General features: G+C 60.9%; 22 protein-coding genes. 8 read left to right on the forward strand and 14 right to left on the reverse strand.

The window, feature by feature from the left end; translation table 11 throughout:
- Both KUV51_RS15805 and KUV51_RS15810 read right to left on the reverse strand, forming a co-directional pair.
- The coding region (locus KUV51_RS15805) for a GTP-binding protein (protein ID WP_222457858.1) at nucleotides 1-119 on the reverse strand (119 nt) is incomplete at its 3' end.
- Nucleotides 120-331: 212 nt separating this feature from the next.
- The gene (locus KUV51_RS15810) at nucleotides 332-940 is read right to left on the reverse strand and encodes a hypothetical protein (protein ID WP_222522429.1); all 609 of its coding nucleotides are present in this window, start codon (nucleotides 938-940) and stop codon (nucleotides 332-334) included.
- 108 nt (nucleotides 941-1,048) lie between these two features.
- On the opposite strand from KUV51_RS15810, the gene KUV51_RS15815 reads away from it, so the two are divergent.
- The gene (locus tag KUV51_RS15815; RefSeq protein ID WP_222522430.1) at nucleotides 1,049-2,413 is read left to right on the forward strand and encodes a cytochrome P450; all 1,365 of its coding nucleotides are present in this window, start codon (nucleotides 1,049-1,051) and stop codon (nucleotides 2,411-2,413) included.
- On the opposite strand, the gene KUV51_RS15820 is transcribed toward KUV51_RS15815, so the two are convergent.
- From KUV51_RS15820 to KUV51_RS15830, 3 genes are read right to left on the reverse strand one after another with little or no spacing between them, the layout of a single operon-like run.
- On the reverse strand, nucleotides 2,410-3,498 hold the full coding sequence (locus KUV51_RS15820; protein ID WP_261385874.1) for a M48 family metallopeptidase: 1,089 nt from the start codon (nucleotides 3,496-3,498) through the stop codon (nucleotides 2,410-2,412). The two genes, KUV51_RS15815 and KUV51_RS15820, sit on opposite strands and share 4 nt — an antisense overlap.
- Complete coding sequence (locus KUV51_RS15825; RefSeq protein ID WP_222522806.1) at nucleotides 3,495-4,766, reverse strand: DUF898 family protein; 1,272 nt, start codon at nucleotides 4,764-4,766, stop codon at nucleotides 3,495-3,497. Before KUV51_RS15825 ends, KUV51_RS15820 begins: the two co-directional genes overlap by 4 nt.
- A gap of 7 nt (nucleotides 4,767-4,773) precedes the next feature.
- Nucleotides 4,774-7,068 (reverse strand): DNA topoisomerase IV subunit A, encoded by a 2,295-nt coding sequence (locus tag KUV51_RS15830; RefSeq protein ID WP_222522431.1) that lies wholly within the window; start codon nucleotides 7,066-7,068, stop codon nucleotides 4,774-4,776.
- A gap of 228 nt (nucleotides 7,069-7,296) precedes the next feature.
- Between KUV51_RS15830 and KUV51_RS15835 the strand changes: the two genes are divergently transcribed.
- The 4 genes from KUV51_RS15835 (at nucleotide 7,297) to KUV51_RS15850 (ending at nucleotide 9,665) form a co-directional block, all read left to right on the forward strand.
- Entirely contained in the window at nucleotides 7,297-7,911 is a 615-nt protein-coding gene (locus KUV51_RS15835; protein ID WP_222522432.1) for an SH3 domain-containing protein, read from the forward strand.
- Between the two features lie 66 nt (nucleotides 7,912-7,977).
- Nucleotides 7,978-8,808 (forward strand): SDR family NAD(P)-dependent oxidoreductase, encoded by an 831-nt coding sequence (locus KUV51_RS15840; RefSeq protein WP_222522433.1) that lies wholly within the window; start codon nucleotides 7,978-7,980, stop codon nucleotides 8,806-8,808.
- A gap of 72 nt (nucleotides 8,809-8,880) precedes the next feature.
- The gene (locus tag KUV51_RS15845; RefSeq protein ID WP_222522434.1) at nucleotides 8,881-9,087 is read left to right on the forward strand and encodes a twin transmembrane helix small protein; all 207 of its coding nucleotides are present in this window, start codon (nucleotides 8,881-8,883) and stop codon (nucleotides 9,085-9,087) included.
- A 2-nt stretch (nucleotides 9,088-9,089) separates the two neighbouring features.
- The gene (locus tag KUV51_RS15850) at nucleotides 9,090-9,665 is read left to right on the forward strand and encodes a cob(I)yrinic acid a,c-diamide adenosyltransferase (RefSeq protein ID WP_222522435.1); all 576 of its coding nucleotides are present in this window, start codon (nucleotides 9,090-9,092) and stop codon (nucleotides 9,663-9,665) included.
- Here the strand turns inward: KUV51_RS15850 and KUV51_RS15855 are convergent.
- Complete coding sequence (locus tag KUV51_RS15855) at nucleotides 9,662-10,027, reverse strand: VOC family protein (RefSeq protein ID WP_222522436.1); 366 nt, start codon at nucleotides 10,025-10,027, stop codon at nucleotides 9,662-9,664. The genes KUV51_RS15850 and KUV51_RS15855 overlap by 4 nt on opposite strands.
- A 194-nt stretch (nucleotides 10,028-10,221) precedes the next feature.
- Here KUV51_RS15855 and KUV51_RS15860 point away from each other — a divergent pair, with 194 nt between their 5' ends.
- Nucleotides 10,222-10,980: an electron transfer flavoprotein subunit beta/FixA family protein gene (locus KUV51_RS15860; RefSeq protein ID WP_222522437.1), complete on the forward strand. Its 759-nt coding sequence runs from the start codon at nucleotides 10,222-10,224 to the stop codon at nucleotides 10,978-10,980.
- Nucleotides 10,980-11,906: an electron transfer flavoprotein subunit alpha/FixB family protein gene (locus tag KUV51_RS15865; protein ID WP_222522438.1), complete on the forward strand. Its 927-nt coding sequence runs from the start codon at nucleotides 10,980-10,982 to the stop codon at nucleotides 11,904-11,906. The genes KUV51_RS15860 and KUV51_RS15865 overlap by 1 nt, the downstream gene beginning before the upstream one ends.
- Nucleotides 11,907-11,959: 53 nt before the next feature.
- Here the strand turns inward: KUV51_RS15865 and KUV51_RS15870 are convergent, their stop codons facing one another.
- Nucleotides 11,960-12,772 (reverse strand): DUF6473 family protein, encoded by an 813-nt coding sequence (locus KUV51_RS15870; protein WP_222522439.1) that lies wholly within the window; start codon nucleotides 12,770-12,772, stop codon nucleotides 11,960-11,962.
- A gap of 151 nt (nucleotides 12,773-12,923) precedes the next feature.
- On the opposite strand from KUV51_RS15870, the gene KUV51_RS15875 reads away from it, so the two are divergent.
- Nucleotides 12,924-13,799: a 3-hydroxybutyryl-CoA dehydrogenase gene (locus tag KUV51_RS15875; protein ID WP_222522440.1), complete on the forward strand. Its 876-nt coding sequence runs from the start codon at nucleotides 12,924-12,926 to the stop codon at nucleotides 13,797-13,799.
- Nucleotides 13,800-13,850: 51 nt separating this feature from the next.
- Here KUV51_RS15875 and KUV51_RS15880 read toward each other — a convergent pair whose 3' ends face one another.
- The 7 genes from KUV51_RS15880 to KUV51_RS15910 all read right to left on the reverse strand — a co-directional run bounded on the left by KUV51_RS15880 (nucleotide 13,851) and on the right by KUV51_RS15910 (nucleotide 19,218).
- Nucleotides 13,851-14,714 carry a lysophospholipid acyltransferase family protein gene (locus KUV51_RS15880; protein ID WP_222522441.1) on the reverse strand — a complete coding sequence of 288 codons (864 nt, stop codon included), beginning with the start codon at nucleotides 14,712-14,714 and terminating at the stop codon, nucleotides 13,851-13,853.
- Nucleotides 14,715-14,783: 69 nt separating this feature from the next.
- Nucleotides 14,784-15,053: an HPr family phosphocarrier protein gene (locus KUV51_RS15885; protein WP_222522442.1), complete on the reverse strand. Its 270-nt coding sequence runs from the start codon at nucleotides 15,051-15,053 to the stop codon at nucleotides 14,784-14,786.
- 2 nt (nucleotides 15,054-15,055) lie between these two features.
- The gene (locus tag KUV51_RS15890) at nucleotides 15,056-15,451 is read right to left on the reverse strand and encodes a PTS sugar transporter subunit IIA (RefSeq protein ID WP_222522443.1); all 396 of its coding nucleotides are present in this window, start codon (nucleotides 15,449-15,451) and stop codon (nucleotides 15,056-15,058) included.
- The gene (rapZ, locus tag KUV51_RS15895) at nucleotides 15,448-16,329 is read right to left on the reverse strand and encodes an RNase adapter RapZ (protein ID WP_222522444.1); all 882 of its coding nucleotides are present in this window, start codon (nucleotides 16,327-16,329) and stop codon (nucleotides 15,448-15,450) included. The genes KUV51_RS15890 and rapZ overlap by 4 nt, the downstream gene beginning before the upstream one ends.
- 8 nt (nucleotides 16,330-16,337) lie before the next feature.
- The gene (locus KUV51_RS15900) at nucleotides 16,338-16,763 is read right to left on the reverse strand and encodes an HPr kinase/phosphorylase (RefSeq protein WP_222522445.1); all 426 of its coding nucleotides are present in this window, start codon (nucleotides 16,761-16,763) and stop codon (nucleotides 16,338-16,340) included.
- A 6-nt stretch (nucleotides 16,764-16,769) separates the two neighbouring features.
- The gene (locus KUV51_RS15905; RefSeq protein WP_222522446.1) at nucleotides 16,770-18,470 is read right to left on the reverse strand and encodes a sensor histidine kinase; all 1,701 of its coding nucleotides are present in this window, start codon (nucleotides 18,468-18,470) and stop codon (nucleotides 16,770-16,772) included.
- Nucleotides 18,471-18,516: 46 nt separating this feature from the next.
- Complete coding sequence (locus KUV51_RS15910; RefSeq protein WP_222522447.1) at nucleotides 18,517-19,218, reverse strand: response regulator transcription factor; 702 nt, start codon at nucleotides 19,216-19,218, stop codon at nucleotides 18,517-18,519.
- Nucleotides 19,219-19,472: the final 254 nt, after the last annotated feature.

Genomic DNA, 19,472 nt, shown 5'->3' on the forward strand with positions numbered 1-19,472 from the left:
TGGAAATCACCAAAATACTTCGTGATCGCCGCCGTCAGCGTCGTCTTGCCGTGGTCAACGTGGCCAATCGTGCCAATGTTAACGTGCGGCTTCGTACGTTCAAACTTTTCCTTTGCCATCTTGTCAGACGCCCTTTGTTGATCTGGGGACGCGCCCCCTTGCTTCACTTCGCGCGGCATTTATTGTCATTGGCGGGGAAAATCAAGCGGGCTTGAACACCTTCGGCACATGCGCAAGAGGCAAGGTGCAGCCCGAGCACGACCGGATTGCACGAGCGCAGCAATGACAAGTTGTCCACGGTCGAAACAGCGTGCGCGCAGCGGCGACTGAATTAGATTTCCGGTGCGGTTGCCGCGGCTTCGTCCGTGACGTTTTCGGCGGGCGCAGCCACGGCATTCGGATCCGGTGTGAACCAACCCTCTTCCTTGCTTTGCCGGACGAGGAAACGCTCGACCGCCTTGGCCGCGTTCTGGCTGAGTTCCTTGAGCTGTTCTTCGGCGGTCATGGTGTAGCCGGTGCCGATGATGGGTGCGGTTCCAAAGGTTTCGAGCACTGTGATCTGTTCGGGTTCGTCATTCAACTTGCCGCCCGCCGCGTCGTCCCAGACCGTGACATTGAGGATGAGGGCCGATTTGGGCGCCAAGACCAGCGGGATACCGGGTTGCGCCAGAACGTACCCCTCGACCGAGATGCCAAAGTGATAGCGGCTGGCCCCGTTGTACCGCCCGAACCGTTCGGACATGGCGGATTTGACCGCAGTCGTCAGCTCAGCCTCGGTCGCCGGGCGGCTCAGTGGTCCGCGCTGCGCGTTTTCGGCCACGACGATATTGTGCTCGAGCCGGAAGTCGCCGAGCGGCACGGGTGCATCGTTCAGATCGCGATTGCTGGCGCATGCCGATAGAACGGCCATCATCACAAGGCCCAAAACCCAACGCATCATTCCGGCACTCTCCCCATTTTTCTTGATCCCCCGGATAGCGCAGGTGCGGCGTTGGCGCAATTGTCCAGGGCCAGGGTGCACCTATATCGTAAGGTAACGGAGAGAGACATGCCCGATACCGCCCTGCCCCGCCCACTGCCCGTACGTGTGCTGCTGGTTAACGAGGAGTGGGGGATCTGGAAGAGCTTGCAGATGGCGCGCAGCAACGTGTTGCGCATCATCCCGGAGCTGTCGACCCGGCAACCCATCGTGTCGGGCAAGACCGGCAAACGCTGGCACATGATCACCGATCCGGATGCCATCAAGCGGATGGTGCTGGACAACCTCGACACCTATCCCAAATCGGTGGTGACCAAGAACCTGCTGAAACCGGCCATTGGCGAGTCGATCTTTATTGCCGAAGGCGCCGAGTGGCGCTGGCAGCGCCGCACCGCCGCACCCGTGTTCACCCATCGCAACATGATGAACCTTGCGCCCATCATGACAGGCGCGGCCGAACGTTGCGCCGACCGTATCGCGGCAGCGGGGCCACGGGCGGTGAACCTGCTGGACGAGATGGTGAACACAACCTTTGACGTGATTGCCGATGTGACCTTTTCCGGCGGTGAAGCGTTTGATCGGGCGGGCGTGCACCGCGCGATCGAGGATTACATCGCCGAGGCTGGAAAAGTGTCGCTGTTCGACATCCTTGGCGCCCCGGACTGGGTGCCGCGCCCCGGGCGGCTCGTGTCGGGACAGGCCATGCGCGAGACGAAGGCGGTCGCTGACCGCGCGATTGAGGATCGTGCGGCCCGCGCCCATAATGGCGTGCCGGACCTGCTGGATTTGCTGATGGCGGGCGAGGATCCCAAGTCGGGGCGCAAGATGACGACAGCGGAGCTGCGGGACAACTTGCTGACCTTTATCGTCGCGGGGCATGAGACAACGGCACTGACGCTGGCATGGTCGATGTACCTGTTGGCCTTTGATCCCGAGGTGCAGGACCGGGCGCGGGAAGAGGCGCAGTCGGTGCTGCAGGGTCGTGCGGCGATGGGAGAGGATGTGGCCGCATTACCGTTCATCCGCGCGATCATTGATGAGGCTCTGCGCCTGTATCCGCCTGCCGGGATGGTGTCGCGCACGGCGATGGCGGATGACGTGCTTTGCGGGCGCGAGATCAGGAAGGGCGATACCTGCATTATTCCAATCTATGCTCTGCATCGGTCAAAGCTGCTGTGGGACAACCCGGATGCCTTTGATCCCGACCGGTTCGCAGATCGCAAGTCGGTCGACCGCTATGCCTACATGCCATTTGGCGACGGGCCGCGCATTTGCATCGGCGCGTCCTTTGCCTTGCAGGAGGCGGTGATAATCCTTGCGACTCTGATCAGCCGGTTCCGGTTCACGCCGGTGCCGGGGAAAGCGCCAGAGCCGGTCATGATCCTGACCTTGCGTCCCGAGGGTGGCGTTTGGTTGACGGCAGAGCCTGCCTAGTCGTCCTCGCAAATTGCTTGCAGCGCAGTCCATTGGTCGTCCGACAGGACGGGAGACCATGTTTCACCCGCTGGCGCGGCGGCATGGGCGCGGTCGATCCGGTCAGAAAGTGACGGGTGAGACAAGAAATGCGAGAGGATTCCATCGTTGTCGCCGTATTCGTCGCGGAGCCGTTGGAACATGTCGCCCAGTGCGGCGGGTGATATATTTGCCTGCTCTAGCGCCTCATGCGCGAAGGCGTCAGCGGCCTCTTCCGCGCCTTGGGAATAGTTCGCGTCAATCAGACGTTCGGCCAGGAACAGGACGACCGCACCGCCCGCAAAGTCGCCAAAAAGCAGGCCCAGAACACCAATGCTGCCTGCGGACCGCAGCGCATGGCGCGTGGGGTCCCGGCTGACGACATGGCCCAGTTCGTGGGCGAAGACGGCCGCCACTTCCTCGGGCGTTTCGGCCGCGTCGATCAGGCCGCGGAAGAACACCACATAACCGCCCGGCAGCGCAAAGGCGTTGATCATGGGGTGGTTGAGGACAAAGACCGAGACTTCGGTGCCTTCGGGCATGGCGGGTGCGAATGTGGCTGCCATCGCATCAAGCGCGGCACGCCCTTCCGGCGCTTCGCAAACGCGCAGGGGACCGAGGGCGTTGTTGCCCAGTGCGTCGCGGATCTGGTTGAACGTCGCCTCGCCCAACGCGCGTTCGGCGCGGGGCGGGATGAAGTTGGCGAGTTGGTCGGCCATGAGCGGGATCAGGAGGCCGATCTGAAGTGCAACGGCAGCTACTGCACCAGCGGCCCAGAGTGCGAGGCGGCCGCGCCCTTTCGGTGGGGCAGCGCGATTGAGGTTGGGCAATGGCGGCAAGGTGCCCGCGTCCGGTACATAAAGGCGGGCCACCGGATCGGTGGTGAGCCGCAGAACCGTGTCAATCCCGGCAGGATGATCTTCGACTGCGCGGACATCTGCGACGGGCCAGACGATGTCTGCTGCATCTTCCCGCGCGAGCATCAGATGGACGCGATCTGAAGACGGCGTGATGTAGACCGGGACGGGCTTTGGCATGTCACCGTCGAAATACGTCGCATTGGTCATATTGCGGCCCCCAGATCGAGGGCTTCGGCAAAGCCTTCAGCCTCGGCAAACTCGTCACGAGCCACCTGGCTGATGTCCTGCAATCCGTCATGCGCTGGCAGCGACAGGGTCCCCGCCATATGGCGCATCAGCGGGAATGTGACGAATGTGTTGTAGACGACCGACCACATCAGGAAGACCCCGAAATAGAGGATCACTGACGCCGTGATGGTCAGCCAACGCGGTGCATCCCCAATGGCACCTGTGTCGATACCGCCCACATTGTTCAGCACGTTCAAACCGATGACAGGCACCAGAATGACAAGCAGCAACAGCAGCCCTAGTAATAGAACAAGATAAGCAAGGATCGTTCCGCCAGCATAAATCCAGGCGACGCGCCCGGTGCGGAGTTTGGAGGCGAAGGCGATGCCAGGTGCCGACTTATGATTGGCCATCATACGCCGTGCGCCGAAGATGTAGTGGACGGCGCCCACGTAGAGGCCGAGGGCCAGCGGCAAAAGCAGCCAGAGCCGCCAGACAGCCTGCGAGGGGCCGTCCTCCAGCCCTTCGACATCGATCTCTGTCCCGAGGGCACCAGCCAGAAATCCGCGCACAAACAGGTCGAAGACCGGGCCAATGGGCTGCAGCACCATGACCCAAAGCGTCCAGAGGCCACATGCCAACACTGCCAGTACAAGCGGTCGCATGGGCTGGTAGAGCATCGTCCAGCGCCCGCCCTGCACCAGTTTGGCCGAGCCAAAGAACGTGCGGTCGGTGCGGTATTTTTCCAGATAGAAAGTCATGCGCGGCCAGAGGATGCCCAGAGTGCAGATCGTTACCAACCAATGCACGCAGGCCCGCCAGGCATAGCCCCACGCCCCGGGTTCCAGACCAAAGCGCACACCGCGCCAGCGGGTGCGGCCCAGCACGTAGCGCCGGGCGCGGTAGCGGGCATAGAACCACAATGGGATAACGCCAAGGAAGCTGAGGAAATAGCCCGCGACATTGCCGTCGAAGACCGAGAAGCTGATGAACATCAGGATCAGGTTCACGACGCCGATGTAGAAGGTCAGGATCACGACTGCGATGAAGAAGCCAAGCAGCTTCTCCCACGGGTCGCCCACATACTCCATTGGATGCCCGCCGGGGCGGATCGAGGACCAGAAGTAGCGACGCAGGCGGGTTTTCATCCAGAAGCGGTAGAAACCCAGCGTCAGGATCGACCAGAAGCCGGTTTTGAGCGCCAGCCAGAACACGGCCCCCCGGCGGCCGACAAAGCCGACCGGCAGCGCGCCGTCAGGTGAACTTGTTGTCCCTTGGGAAGCCGCGGGGGGCCATCCGCCCTGCCCCTGCGCGCTTTCCGCGCCACTCGGCGAGTTCGGTTTCTGTTCTTGTGCGTCCGGCTGGGTCGAGCCAGCTGAGCCCGTCTGCCAGGGTGAAGGTGGTTGCATCGCTCAGGCCCCCGTCCTTGTACTTTTGCAGACGCACACCCTTGCCCCGCGCCATCTCGGGCAATTCCGCAAGTCCGAACACCAACACTTTGCGGTTCTCGCCGACCACCGCGATGCAGTCACCATCCGCCGGTTTGCACACCGCCACTTTCACGTCGCCGCGCACGTTCAGCACCTGTTTGCCTGTGCGGGTCTGCGCGATCACTTCGTCCTCAGGCACGATGAAGCCATCGCCCGCCGACGATGCGACCAAAAGCTTACGACCGGGTTTATGGGTCAGAAGCGAGTGTATCTGCACCTCGTTCGGCAGGTCGATCATCAGCCGCAGCGGTTCGCCCATACCGCGTCCGCCCGGCAAGTTCGAGGCGGAGACAGTGTAGAAGCGGCCATTCGAGCCCACCACGATCAGCCTGTCGGTGGTTTCCGCGTGGAAGATGAAGCGGGGGCCGTCGCCGTCCTTGAATTTCAACTCGCGGGTCAGGTCGATATGGCCCGTCATGGCGCGGATCCAGCCCATCTGACTGCACACGACGGTGATCGGTTCGCGGTCGATCATCGCCTCGAGCGGAACCTCCTCGACCTCGCCCGCCTCGGCGAATGTCGTGCGGCGCGCACCGCCTTCGTAGTCCTTGCCGAACTTCTTTTTCGTCTCGCGCATCTGGTCGGCGATGGCCTGCCATTGAAGGTCTTCGCTGTCGAGCAGGTCTTCGAGTGCGGCGCGTTCTTCCATCAGCTCGGATTGCTCGCGGAGCAGCTCCATCTCTTCGAGACGGCGCAGAGAGCGCAGGCGCATGTTCAGGATGGCTTCGACTTGGACGTCGCTCAATTCGCCCTCACCTGGCGCGGGCGACACGTAGTCGGCCTCGGTCATCGCACGCGGGTGATCCTTGCCCCAATCTTCGCGCATCAGCGCGGCCTTGGGGTCTTCATCGTAGCGGATGATGTCGATCACGCGGTCGAGGTTGAGGAAGGCGACGATCAGACCCTCAAGCACCTCAAGCCGGTGGTCGATCTTTTCCATGCGGTGCTGGCTGCGGCGGATCAGCACCTCGCGCCGGAAGTCGAGGAAGGCGCGGAGCACTTCCTTCATCGAGCAGACCTTGGGAGTGACCCCGTCGATCAGCACGTTCATGTTGAGCGAGAACCGCACTTCGAGATCGGAGTTGCGGTAGAGCATGCCCATCAGCACGTCCGGATCGACGTTCTTGGACCGGGGTTCGAGGATCAGGCGGATATCGTCGGCGCTCTCATCGCGCACATCGGCGAGGATTGGCACCTTTTTGGTCTGGATGACCTCGGCCAGCTTCTCGATCAGCTTGGACTTCTGGACCTGGTAGGGAATCTCGGTGACGACGATCTGCCACTGACCGCGGCCCAAATCCTCGACCTCGTACCGGCAGCGCAGGCGGAAGCCGCCCTTGCCCGTGCGATAGGCCTGGGCGATGGCCTCGGGCGGTTCGACGATGATGCCGCCAGTGGGAAAGTCGGGGCCCGGTACGTAGTTCAGGAGCGTGTCGTCGCGGGCATCCGGCGTCTTGATCAGGTGCAGGCAGGCGTCGCACAGCTCGGCAATGTTATGCGGCGGGATATTGGTCGCCATGCCAACGGCGATGCCGGAGGCACCGTTGGCGAGCAGGTTCGGAAATTGCGCAGGCAGCACAACCGGCTCGGTCAGGGTGCCGTCATAGTTTTCGCGGTAATCGACCGCGTTTTCATTCAGCCCTTCCAGCAGCGCCTCGGCCACTGCCGTCATCCGCGCCTCGGTGTAGCGCGAGGCGGCAGGGTTGTCGCCGTCGATATTGCCGAAGTTGCCCTGCCCGTCGACCAGCGGGTAACGGACGTTAAAATCCTGCGCGAGCCGCGCCATTGCGTCATAGATCGCAGCGTCACCATGGGGGTGATAGTTGCCCATCACATCGCCCGAAATCTTGGCCGACTTGCGGAACCCCCCGCTGGAGGACAGACGCAATTCCCGCATAGCGAACAGAATACGACGATGTACCGGCTTAAGCCCGTCGCGCGCATCCGGCAGCGCCCGGTGCATAATCGTGGACAGCGCATATGTCAGATACCGCTCACCCAATGCACGGCGCAGCGGTTCAGACAGGTCCATGTTGGGGGTGTCGGTCTGATCGGACATAGATGGTGTGTAGCCCCCCACTTGGCTGGGAACAAGCGGTCAGGTGGTCATTCTGCCGTTGCGGAACACATGGCCACCTTTGCGCGTTGCCCTGACACCACAACGCAAGGCAGTGGGGAAAACTGACCGACATTTACCCGTGTTTGGAATCGTTCGGTTTGTTATGGTGTTTTTGTGTCACCGAGCTGCTTTTGTGACGCATCAAGTTTGTTGGGGGGAACACAGGTTATGTGGCGTTTCATTATTGTGACTTTCGGATTTCTGGCGTTCGCCTTCTACGAGATGAGCGGCGGCGCGGATTTCGACCCCGAGGCGACGCGCTTGGCCCGGATCGACGTGCCGGTCACTGTCGAAGAGGAAAAACTCGAGCGAGTGGTCGACGCCGCACCCGCCGAACAAACGCTGGTGCCGGAAAATGTCACGCGCGTGTCCTTGAACCTGAACAGCGTGAACGATGTTCTGCGCCCACAGCGTAACGTACCCACGACCCCAGCGCGGCAGTTGCCCGCCGCTGAGGAGCCTGTTGCGACGGATGTCGCCCTGTCTGAAGAGGAACCAACAGTCATCCTGCCAAGCCTGATCATGGACACGGCAGTGATCACGCCAGTGGACTTCAATGCGCCCGATACAGCCGAAGAAAGCGTACAGGAGGTGCGGCAGGTGTCTGCGCGCAGCGTGAATGTACGTGGTGGCCCCGGTACGAACTTTTCGGTTGTGAACCGGCTCACACGCGGCGATGCCGTCGAAATCCTGCAAGACCCCGGCAACGGTTGGGTCAAGTTGCGCCCGGTTGGCGGTGGCATCGTCGGCTGGATGGCAGACTTCCTTCTGAGCGAAGGCTGATTGCAGAGGGCGCGCTGCGCGCTATTGTCCCGCTCGGAAACGAGCAGGACGGGCACAAGACGGGCCATGACACAAAGATCGGTTTTGATCACCGGGTGTTCCTCGGGGATCGGATATGCTGCTGCGCGCGGATTGCGCGATGCGGGCTGGCGCGTCTTTGCATCCTGCCGCAAGGCCGAGGACTGTAAACGCCTGAAGGCCGAAGGTTTCGACAGTCCACTCATCGACTACGCAGACACTGATACGATCCACACGGGTTTGAGCGAAGTGCTGGACGCGACAGGCGGCACGCTCGATGCGCTGTTCAACAATGGCGCTTTCGGAACGCCCGGCGCGGTCGAAGACCTGCCGACGGATGCGTTGCGGGCGATTTTTGAGAGCAACTTCTTTGGGTGGCACGAACTCACACGCGCGGTCATCCCGGTGATGCGGGCACAGGGCCACGGGCGGATCGTGCAATGCTCGTCCGTTCTGGGCTTCGTGACCATGCCGTGGCGCGGGGCCTACAACTCGACCAAGTATGCGCTTGAGGGACTGACCCAAACCTTGCGGGTTGAGATGCGCGACACACCGATCCGCGTGATCTCGATCCAGCCGGGGCCGATCACAAGCAAGATCAGGGTCAATTCCATCCCGCATTTCGAACGGTGGATCGACTGGGAAGGTTCGGTGCGCGTGGATCAATACCGCAAGAAATTGCGCAAGCGTTTGTACGAAGACAGCGGACCGGATACGTTCGAACTGCCCGCCGATGCAGTCGTCAAGAAACTGCGCCACGCGCTCGAGGCGCAGAAGCCGCGCCCTGTTTACATGGTGACGACGCCGACCTACCTGATGGCGACGCTGCGGCGCACCCTGCCTGTCCGGGCGCTGGATTGGGTCCTTTCCCGCGGGTGACCCAACGCCGCGTTCGCTTTTGGACGTGGGCCGACTACATCGTGCCGAGACAAGACAAAGGGACACAGGGACATGGGGTTTGACCCGCTATTCATACTGATCGTGCTGGCCTGTCTGGCCGTGGTCGTCGTGCTGATGCTGGGCCTTGGCGGCTTTGCCAAGGGGTCGGGCTGGGCCAAAACCAATTCGAACAAACTGATGCGTTACCGGATCGGGGCGCAATTTGTGGCCGTCCTGCTGATCCTGGCCTATGTGGCACTGCGCGGAACGGGGAACTGAGCATGGTTGTACTGAACAAGATCTATACGAAAACAGGTGATGCGGGCGAAACGGCCCTGGGCAACGGCGCGCGTGTGGCGAAACATGCGATGCGCGTGACGGCCTACGGTACAGCGGACGAGTTGAACGCCTTTCTGGGGGTCGCCCGGCTTGAGGCATCCGGCGACATCGATGTGTCGCTGAGCCGTATCCAGAACGACCTGTTCGACCTGGGTGCGGACCTGTGCCGTCCCGATATGGAAAAGGATGCCGAGGCAGAATATCCGCCCCTGCGCATGACCGACGCGCAGGTGTCGCGTCTCGAATCCGAAATTGACGCAATGAACAGCGATCTCGAGCCCTTGCGCAGCTTTATTCTGCCCGGTGGGTCAGCGTTGTCCGCCCATCTGCACGTATGCCGCACCGTGGCACGCCGGGCCGAGCGACTGGCTGTGGAACTGGCGACCATGGAAGCGGTAAATCCTGCGGCCGTGAAGTACCTGAACCGATTGAGCGACTGGTTCTTTGTCGCGGCCCGTATCGCCAATAATGGCGGCAAGGATGATGTGCTCTGGATTCCAGGTGCGAACCGCGACTAGCTCTGCTCAGGTTCCCACAACTCTATCGGCGTGCCTTCGGGGTCGGTCAGATGTGCAAATCGGCCAATCCCGGGCACATCGCCAACCATCTTGACGGAGACACCCGCTGTTTCGAGCTGCGCGGCCATTTTGTCGAGATTCTTGACCCGGAAATTCAGCATGAAAGCCTTGTCCGCCGCGAAATAGTCCGTGTCATCGGCAAAAGGTGCAAAGACGGTCGCGCCGCCTTCGGCCATCCATGGGGTCTGGTCCGTGGCCGTCGGAACGAGGTTGATGCCAAGCATGTCGCTGTACCACGTGGCGAGGCCCTTGGGGTCTTTCGACCGAAAAAAGAAACCTCCGAACCCTATCACCCGTTCCATCTTGGCCCCTCCGATCGACTTTCCAACAGTGTATCAAAGTTTCCGTTCAGCCGCATCGCCTTGAAAACGCGGCGTTCAAAGGCCGTGACGCGACGATTTTGTCCTGTTTCCGTTACGGCGTCTTGGGTAAACCGTGCGGGATACTCTAGTTCGGCTGTCAAAGCTGAGTCGTTAATTTGAGGAGAGGAACGCTCATGAAGGTGCTTGTGCCCGTCAAACGCGTGATCGACTACAACGTGAAGGTGCGCGTGAAAGCGGACGGTTCCGGGGTTGATCTCGCCAACGTGAAAATGTCGATGAACCCGTTTGACGAGATTGCCGTCGAACAGGCCATCCGCCTGAAAGAAGCAGGACAGGCCGAGGAAGTCGTGGCCGTGTCCATCGGCGTCAAGCAAAGTCAGGAAACGCTGCGTACGGCGCTGGCCATGGGTGCAGACCGCGCGATCCTCGTCATCGCTGCGGACGACGTACACACCGACATCGAGCCGCTGACCGTTGCCAAGATCCTCGCCAAAGTGGTCGAGGAAGAGCAGCCCGGCCTCGTGCTCTGCGGCAAGCAGGCCATCGACAACGACATGAACGCGACAGGCCAGATGCTGTCGGCCCTGCTGGGCTGGAGCCAGGCCACGTTCGCCTCCGAAGTCGAAGTTGCAGGCGACAAGGCGAAAGTCACCCGCGAAGTCGACGGTGGTCTTCAGACCATCGAGGTGAACATGCCGACCGTCATTTCGGTCGACCTGCGCCTGAACGAGCCGCGCTATGCGTCGCTGCCCAACATCATGAAAGCCAAGAAAAAGCCGCTGGACGAAAAAACAGCCGCTGATTACGGCGTCGAGACCGCACCGCGGCTTGAGATCGTAAAAACGGCAGAGCCCGAAGCACGTGCGGCGGGAATCAAGGTGGGCTCGGTCGAAGAGCTTGTGGAGAAACTCAAAGAAGCGGGGGCTGTGTAATGGCTGTTCTTCTTCTCGCAGAAATCAATGACGGCGAACTGAGCATGGACGCCACGGCCAAGGCCGTGACCGCGGCCAAGGCACTGGGTGACGTGACTGTTCTCGCAACCGGTGCAACCTGCGCCGACGCCGCCGCAACCGCCGCCACCATCGACGGTGTCGCCAAGGTGCTGTGCGCCGAGGATGCGCTGTATGGCAAGCGTCTGGCAGAGCCAGTCGCCGACCTGATCGTATCGCTGGCTGGCGACTACGAGCATATCGTTGCCCCCGCCACCACCGACGCCAAGAACATCATGCCCCGCGTTGCAGCCCTGCTGGACGCCATGGTGATCTCGGACGCAACAGCTGTTGTCGACGGCAACACGTTTGAGCGTCCGATCTACGCGGGCAACGCGATCCAAACCGTGAAAACCGGCGACGGCAAGAAGGTCATCACTTTCCGGACGTCGACCTTTGACGCGGCGGGCACGGGCGGCTCGGCTTCGGTCGAGACCATTGGCGCAGCGGCTGACCCTGCCCTGTCGAGCTGGGTCGAAGACAAGGTTGCCGAAAGCGACCGTCCCGAGCTGACCTCGGCTGGCGTGGTTGTGTCCGGTGGTCGCGGTGTCGGCTCCGAAGACGACTTTGCGCTGATCGAGAAACTGGCCGACAAGCTGGGCGCCGCTGTTGGCGCGTCGCGTGCGGCGGTCGACTCGGGCTACGCCCCGAACGACTGGCAGGTGGGCCAAACCGGCAAAGTCGTGGCACCGGACCTCTATGTCGCTGTCGGCATCTCGGGCGCGATCCAGCACCTTGCGGGCATGAAAGACTCCAAGGTCATCGTCGCGATCAACAAAGACGAAGAAGCGCCGATCTTCCAGGTTGCCGACTACGGACTGGTCGCCGACCTGTTCGACGCCGTGCCGGAGATGATCGAGAAGCTGTAAGCGCTGTTGATCTGCAGAGATTTGAAAGCCCGCCGATCATTCGGCGGGCTTTTTCAGTTCATGACCGGCACAAGGGATTGCGCAATCTCGTTGTGAGCCACCGGCCCCAGCATCAGTTTGGCCGCCGGCGCGTCCATCTCGTTGAACACCATCCCTTCGGTGCCCGCTTCAATTGCGCTGTCTGAAATGACCGTCTCGACGTATTCGGTGGCCAGTTCCGACACCTTGTCGATCATCTCGCGCGAGACAAACGCCAGATCCCCCTCCGGGTCCTGTGCCGACGCCTCTGGTGTCTGGCGAGACGCCCACAGTAAAACGGTGCGTCCCTTGATCTGGCTCAGCACCAATCGCATCCGCGCCACCCAGGCCGTTTGCAACTCTTCCACAACCGTTTCGAACCGCTCTGGAGAGATCAACTCCAACCGCGCCAGCATATGGTTGGTGAAGTTGAACTCGGCAAAATCCACCTCCCGGTAGATGGCACGCAGCAGCGAGGACGCCTCGACAAAACGATCATTGCGGCGGGGATGCACCCGGTAGAACCGGTTCGACATGTTACGCGGACTGGTGATCTGGATCACCGTGGTCTGCGCCATGCCCGACACGTCCCGTAGATACGGATCGGTGGCAAAGACATCGACCCCGCCATTCAGCGAGCCGAAATTCACGCACGTGATGCCGGTGGCCTGTTCGACCAGATCCGGAAATGGCGATGCAACAAACTTCCCGTAGGTGATCGACCCACCAAAAAACGCGACAAACGGTCCATCCAGGGACCGACGCGGCCCGCGAAACAAGACTTTCGAATTGCCGTATCTGCACGGCAAGTAGTCAAGCCCCCCGGGACCCAACGATTCAATACTCATGAGACCCACTCTCACTAATTTACCCACGCTCATCATCGCAGCGGTGAGTTGACGAAGCCCTAACGAAATTGGGCGTTAGTAAGGCATTGCATCCCCTTGCCCCCGCCACACGGCTGACCATATTGTGCAGCGACTGGACATGAGGGCGACGATGGACATCAAGACGGTCGGGATTGTGGGTGCTGGACAGATGGGCAATGGCATCGCGCATGTGATGTCGCTGGCGGGCTACGATGTCATGCTGAATGACATCTCGGGCGACGCGCTGGCCGGCGCCATGGCCACGATTGATCGCAACCTCGAACGTCAGGTCAGCCGCGACAAGATCAGTGCGGACGACAAATCCGGCGCACTTTCGCGCATCCGGACAACTCAAACACTGCCAGACCTGGGGCAAACCGATCTGGTGATCGAGGCCGCGACAGAACGGGAAACCGTGAAACAGGCGATTTTCGAAGACCTGTTGCCGCATCTTCAGCCGCACACGATACTGACGTCGAACACGTCGTCCATCTCGATCACGCGGCTGGCGAGCCGCACGGACCGGCCAGAGAAGTTCATGGGCTTCCACTTCATGAACCCGGTGCCCGTCATGCAGCTCGTCGAACTGATCCGGGGCATCGCCACGGACGCAGAAACATTTGATGCATGCGCCGCCGTTGTCGAAAAGCTGGGCAAGACGGCCGCCACGGCAGAGGACTTTCCCGCCTTCATCGTCAATCGCATCCTGATGCCGATGATCAACGAGGCGGTCTATACGCTCTATGAAGGCGTCGGATCAGTCAAATCCATCGATTCGTCTATGCGGCTGGGCGCGAACCATCCGATGGGCCCACTCGAGCTGGCAGACTTCATCGGGCTCGACACCTGTCTTGCGATCATGAACGTGCTGCATGACGGGCTGGCGGACACCAAGTACCGCCCCTGCCCGCTGCTCACGAAATATGTCGAGGCGGGATGGCTGGGGCGCAAGTCACAGCGCGGGTTCTACGACTATCGGGGCGAGACGCCTGTTCCGACGCGGTAACGTTTTCTGACACGGAAAACGGACTGGAGTTTTTGTAAAATTCCGGCGCGGTCAGTCCTTCAGCGCTATCGTGTGATCCCGCAACCACGCCATGAAACCACGCGGATCGTCCTTGTATCCGGTCACAAGCTCTGGATCGAGCGGATAGCCGACGATAGGACCCTGAGGTTTGTTGCACGACCGCACGATCTCGTGCAGCAACAGGCCCTGCCGCAACATCGGCGACACTTTGTCAGCGATGTGATATGCGCGGCTGTTCGATCCCGGAAAGCGCATGGGCACAACCGTCGCTCCAGACCGGCGGATCAGCTGCGCTGTAAACACGTTCCACTCGGCCTCTACCGCCGGTCCCCACCATGTCTCTGACGTGGCAACAACACCCGATGGAAACAGGGCAACCACGCCACCCTCTTTCAGATGCGCCATCGCCTTGGCCCGCATCTCGACCCCTTTGCGTTGGGCATCGGCGTCGTGCGGAAAGGGCACGGGAATCATGTAGCTGCCTGCCACCTCATCAATGACCGTCAGCAATGAGCGGGTAAGGATGCGGTAGTCGGGGCGCACACGACCAATCAGATCCGCAAAGATCATCCCGTCGACCATACCATGCGGGTGGTTCGCGACGACAATCACCGGACCCTCTTTGGGGATGCGGTTCAGCTGTTCCTGCGGCGTAGTCAGGTCGATGCCCATCACATCCAGGCAGGCCCGCCAAAAGGCCTGTCCGCTGGGCGCGCCCTGACGCTCGAATTTGCGGATCAGTCGCAGGATCGTCAGCTTGCCGGTAAAGGCCTCCATCACACGGATGAACGTCGCTTTCCAAGGGTCGTCGAACGTCGACGCATAAGACAGGCTGCGGCGGTCATAGGTGTTGAAGGACACCTGCTCCGGCTCGGGTTTTGCAACCTTTGTCATGTTGTGTGTGCTATCGACCAAGCGATCGTCACCTTCTATCGACGTGTGGACCATGCGGGTCCGATTGGCTCAGGCCTCTTCCCCGAACTTGTCAGCCACAAGCGAACTGAGCGCATCTGCCAACGGCTCGGCGTCCGGACCCGAGGTTTCAACGTCAATAAAACTTCCCTTGGACGCTGCCAACATCAAAAGGCCCATAATGCTGTCGCCTGATGCAGACATGCCATCCTGGCTGACGGTCGCACGGGCATCGAAAGCCTCCACCACCTCGACAAGTTTGGCGGACGCACGCGCGTGCAATCCCTTGATGTTCACGATTTCCAGTCTGCGTTGGGACATAGTCAGGTATCTGCGCCTATATTCTGGCTGTCGATATACTTCTTGCCTGCGCTCAAGGCGGCCTGCACCGCATCCGATACATGCAGCTTGCGGCTCTTGGCCAGCTTGATCAGCATCGGCAGGTTGGCACCGTAAAGTATCCGGCGGTTCTGCGGCTTGCAAGCCAAGAGGCTCAGGTTGGACGGGGAACCGCCGAACAGGTCAGTGACGACCACAACACCATCGCCCGTGTCGACATCATCAGCTGCGGCGCAGATCTCGGTCTCCTTGGCCTTGCGGTCATGGTCCGCTTCGATGGCGATGGCACGCACACCGGGTTGTGCCCCCACAACATGCTCGATCGCGCGAAGGTACTCCCCCGCGAGCCCGCCATGTGCGACAATCACGATCCCGATCAAGCTGATGCCTCTTCGCGTTTGCGGCGATCCAGTTCCCGATGCCGAATAGACACTTGCCAGCCAGCCTCCGCAAGGGCTGCCGCAACGGTTTCCGCCATGGCAACCGACCTGTGTTGGCCACCGGTACAACCGAATGCAACCGAGAGGTGAGACTTGCCTTCGTCGAGCACCGCAGGCAACTGCCAGAGCAGCAAATCACGCAAACGTGTTTCGAACGCATCCGCGCGCGGGTCGGAAAAGACATGGGTGCGGACCTCGATGTCCAGTCCGGTCTTCTGCCGCAGACCGGGCTCCCAATATGGATTTTTCAGAAACCTGCAGTCAAAAACCATATCAACGGATCGCGGCAGTCCACGCTTGTAACTGAAACTCTGGACCGATACCGCCAACTGGCTCTGCTCACCCGGCGAAAACCAGTGTTCAACCTCGGCACGCAACTGATGGACATTCAGGTCGGTGGTGTCGATCAGGACATCGGCGCGGGCCCGCACCGGAGCCAGCAAGTCCTTCTCCCGCAAAATGCCCGCCTCCACGCGGTCTGCCTCTGCCATGGGGTGACGGCGGCGCGTTTCGGAAAACCGGTTGAGCAGCACATCGGTTCTGCAATCCAGGTACAGCAGCTCGGGCATCACCCCCGGCACGGCTGCTATTTGACCCAGCGCATCCGTGATCGCCGTGGCGGAAAAGTCGCGATTACGGGGATCAAGGCCCAGTGCAACGGGCGCGTCCCGATGCGGCGTATCCAGCAGCGCACGGATCAGGCGCATCGGCATGTTGTCGATCGCCTCGTATCCCAAGTCCTCAAGCACCCGGATCGCGCTGGAGCGCCCTGCTCCCGATGGGCCAGTGACAAGTACAAGGCGGCGGGCTGCAGTCATTGCAGGTCTTACTCCGTGTCGCTTCGTCCGCCTTTCACGTATTGCAACACGGCAAAGGGCCAAGCCGGGGTGTCCACTTTGTGAATACACGGAAATGCTGTGTTCAGGATGAGCGCTTGATGCCTGACCGGCAAGCGTTGCGTCTCAACCACATCAAGGTCGACGACAAGGTGCAGCGGCGCTGTCACACTGTCGGCGTTCAGAATGCCCAGACCGCGGGCTTCAACCTGCCCCTTGATTGTCGCGGGCGCACTCAGTCGAACGCCGCCGGCGTTCTCGGTCAGTTCGGTCTGATCATCCGAAATCAAGGTCGCCCCAAGACCCATAAGCTGTAACGCAAGGCTCGACTTGCCGCTCCCAGACGCGCCACGGATCAAAATGCCACGCCCATCAACAGCCACTGCACTGGCGTGCAGGCGCAGGCTCCCTGTCATGACGACTTAGACCGGCAGGCCAACAACAAAGCGCGCGCCCAGGGGTTCAGACGTGATGTCCGCGTCGGTTGGGCGAATGTTTTCGGCCCAGATCACGCCGCCATGCGCTTCGACAATCTGCTTGGATATGGCGAGACCAAGACCCGAGTTGTTTCCGAAATGCTCTTCGGGTCGTTGCGAATAGAAGCGTTTGAAGATCTTCGTCAGCGCCTGATCCGGGATACCGGGGCCCGTGTCCTCGACCACGACCAGCACACGGTTTTCCCGCTTGCGCGCCCAGACCCGAATGGCATCGCCATCTTCGCAGAACGAAATCGCATTGGTGATCAGGTTGACAAAGACCTGCGCCAGCCGCGCCTCCAACCCCTGCACTTCAATGGGGTGCGCAGGCAGGTCGGTGATGAATTCGATCCCCTTGCTGCGGGCGTCTTCACCCAGGTATTGACCCAAATTACCCAACATTTGCAGCAGGTTGAACGGCTCTTCCTCTTCCTTGACCAGTTCGCTGTCCAAGCGGGATGCGTTGGAGATGTCGCTCACCAGACGGTCAAGCCGACGCACATCGTGGTCGATCACATCAAGCAGTTTTTCGCGCTGATCGTCACGCTTGACCATGCGCAGCGTCCCCACTGCCGATCGCAGCGATGCGAGGGGGTTCTTGATTTCGTGCGCCACATCGGCGGCAAACTGTTCGTTTCCGTCGATCCGATTGTACAGCGCCGCGATCATGCCGCGCAGAGCGCCCGACAGGCGACCGATCTCGTCCGGGCGCGCCGTCAGATCGGGGATACGGATACGGCCAGGATTCACCTTTCGTGCATTCTTGTCGCGACCCAGCTCGGCGGCGGCCGCGAGGTCTGCGAGCGGGTTGGCAATGGTAGACGCCAGAACGAGGCTGAGCCCAATGGACACCAGCGTCGCGATGACAAACATCTGCAGGACCCGCTCACGTTCGCCGCGCACCAACGCGTCGATTTCACCCGATGCACTCGTCAACGCAATCACGCCCACTGCCGCACCATCATGTTCAATCGGGGTCACGACACTGAAGATTGCCCCACCGGCGACCGTCAGGTTCTCGCTGATCTGGGTGTTGCCTTCCAGACTGCGGGCCACCAGCGGGCGCAGCTGCTCTTCGATTGGTGCAGGCGGCGCGGTCTCTGCGCCCGAGAACGGACGTGATATCTGACGCCAAAGCCACCCAAGCCCATCCGTGAGAACGGCCACGTTCTCGGTCTCATTGGCTTGATGCGGCAACGGGGCAAGTGTTCCCTCGCTTTGCGCAACAAGCACCTCGGCAGGATCGAAAACATAAATCTCATGCCCCGCCCGCAGGTCGAGTGCAGCCAGCGTGTCCGGCACATTCGCGCCATCGCCGGTCGCAAGGCTGACCGGCGCGCCCGTTGGCAATTGCGCCTCAATCACATCAGCCACCAGCTCTGCCTGCGCCACCAGAGCGGACAGGCGCTGCACGGCCAGGCTTTCACGGGTGGAATTGAGGTAAAGAATGCCCGCAACCAGCACGTTCAACGCGATCAGGTTGAATGTGATGATCTTGCGGGCGAGCGGTGACGCGCGCAACGACATCAGGCCGCGCCGCGCGCGCCCATCGCGCAACTCGGATGCTCCGGATGTTTCCGGTGCGACCCAGTCTTCCCCAAGGACGATATCGCCGTCACGGGAAGGAGGTGTGCTTGTGTCTCGCACTGCTGTCCTCTCGGCAGGCGCCCGTTCTGGGCGCGCCACGTCTCAATTATTCTTCGTTGTAACGATACCCGATGCCGTACAGCGTCTCAATCGCCGAGAATTCGTCGTCGGCACTGCGCATCTTCTTGCGCAAACGCTTGATATGGCTGTCGATGGTGCGGTCGTCGACATAGACCTGATCGTCATAGGCGACGTCCATCAACTGGTCGCGCGATTTCACGAACCCGGGGCGTTGCGCCAAGGCTTGCAGCAGCAGGAACTCGGTCACCGTCAGCGAGACGTCCTTGCCCTTCCAGCTGACCGCATGGCGCAGTGGATCCATCCGCAGATCGCCCCGCTCCATCACCTTGGTTTCTTCTGTGTCACCGACGACATCGCCCGCGACCGCGTCCTGCCGACGCAGCAGCGCGCGGATGCGCTCTACCAGAAGGCGCTGAGAGAATGGTTTCTTGACGTAATCGTCCGCGCCCATGCGCAGACCCAGAACCTCGTCAATCTCGTCATCCTTGGATGTCAGGAAGATGACCGGCATCGTGGTCTTCTGCCGCAGACGTTGCAGCAGGTCCATGCCATCCATGCGCGGCATCTTGATGTCCAACACCGCCATGTCCGGCAGCCGCTTGTTGAACGCATCAAGTGCGGCCTGACCGTCGTTATATGTTTCGACCTCGAACCCTTCTGCCTCGAGCGTCATGGAGACGGACGTCAGAATATTCCGGTCGTCATCCACCAATGCAATCTTGGACATTGCCTGTTTCCTTATACTGCTCGTACCATTTGTTTTTTCGGCCATTGTCTCGTTTTTGACCTTTCGAATCAATCCATAAGTGCGAATCAGCGGGTGAATCCGCCGTCAGATTGGCCAGAAAGTGGTTAGGAATGGCTAAATTGCCGCACATTCCCGCCGAGAGTGCACAGACCTGAAACACTGTTTGCGCAACCGGTCGCGATGATGGCGCTAACCTTGGCCGGAGCCCTATTCACCTTGTGAATCCGCGTGTT

The sequence above is a fragment of the Tateyamaria omphalii genome (assembly GCF_019802125.1).
GTDB lineage: Bacteria > Pseudomonadota > Alphaproteobacteria > Rhodobacterales > Rhodobacteraceae > Tateyamaria > Tateyamaria omphalii_B.

What these genes read in the sequence shown, in the direction of transcription:
- KUV51_RS15810 (WP_222522429.1), bottom strand. Translation starts at nt 940, where the DNA reads ATGATGCGTTGGGTTTTGGGCCTTGTGATGATGGCCGTTCTATCGGCA.
- KUV51_RS15815 (WP_222522430.1), top strand. Translation starts at nt 1,049, where the DNA reads ATGCCCGATACCGCCCTGCCCCGCCCACTGCCCGTACGTGTGCTGCTG.
- KUV51_RS15820 (WP_261385874.1), bottom strand. Translation starts at nt 3,498, where the DNA reads ATGACCAATGCGACGTATTTCGACGGTGACATGCCAAAGCCCGTCCCG.
- KUV51_RS15830 (WP_222522431.1), bottom strand. Translation starts at nt 7,068, where the DNA reads ATGTCCGATCAGACCGACACCCCCAACATGGACCTGTCTGAACCGCTG.
- KUV51_RS15835 (WP_222522432.1), top strand. Translation starts at nt 7,297, where the DNA reads ATGTGGCGTTTCATTATTGTGACTTTCGGATTTCTGGCGTTCGCCTTC.
- KUV51_RS15840 (WP_222522433.1), top strand. Translation starts at nt 7,978, where the DNA reads ATGACACAAAGATCGGTTTTGATCACCGGGTGTTCCTCGGGGATCGGA.
- KUV51_RS15845 (WP_222522434.1), top strand. Translation starts at nt 8,881, where the DNA reads ATGGGGTTTGACCCGCTATTCATACTGATCGTGCTGGCCTGTCTGGCC.
- KUV51_RS15850 (WP_222522435.1), top strand. Translation starts at nt 9,090, where the DNA reads ATGGTTGTACTGAACAAGATCTATACGAAAACAGGTGATGCGGGCGAA.
- KUV51_RS15855 (WP_222522436.1), bottom strand. Translation starts at nt 10,027, where the DNA reads ATGGAACGGGTGATAGGGTTCGGAGGTTTCTTTTTTCGGTCGAAAGAC.
- KUV51_RS15860 (WP_222522437.1), top strand. Translation starts at nt 10,222, where the DNA reads ATGAAGGTGCTTGTGCCCGTCAAACGCGTGATCGACTACAACGTGAAG.
- KUV51_RS15865 (WP_222522438.1), top strand. Translation starts at nt 10,980, where the DNA reads ATGGCTGTTCTTCTTCTCGCAGAAATCAATGACGGCGAACTGAGCATG.
- KUV51_RS15870 (WP_222522439.1), bottom strand. Translation starts at nt 12,772, where the DNA reads ATGAGTATTGAATCGTTGGGTCCCGGGGGGCTTGACTACTTGCCGTGC.
- KUV51_RS15875 (WP_222522440.1), top strand. Translation starts at nt 12,924, where the DNA reads ATGGACATCAAGACGGTCGGGATTGTGGGTGCTGGACAGATGGGCAAT.
- KUV51_RS15880 (WP_222522441.1), bottom strand. Translation starts at nt 14,714, where the DNA reads ATGACAAAGGTTGCAAAACCCGAGCCGGAGCAGGTGTCCTTCAACACC.
- KUV51_RS15885 (WP_222522442.1), bottom strand. Translation starts at nt 15,053, where the DNA reads ATGTCCCAACGCAGACTGGAAATCGTGAACATCAAGGGATTGCACGCG.
- rapZ (WP_222522444.1), bottom strand. Translation starts at nt 16,329, where the DNA reads ATGACTGCAGCCCGCCGCCTTGTACTTGTCACTGGCCCATCGGGAGCA.
- KUV51_RS15900 (WP_222522445.1), bottom strand. Translation starts at nt 16,763, where the DNA reads ATGACAGGGAGCCTGCGCCTGCACGCCAGTGCAGTGGCTGTTGATGGG.
- KUV51_RS15910 (WP_222522447.1), bottom strand. Translation starts at nt 19,218, where the DNA reads ATGTCCAAGATTGCATTGGTGGATGACGACCGGAATATTCTGACGTCC.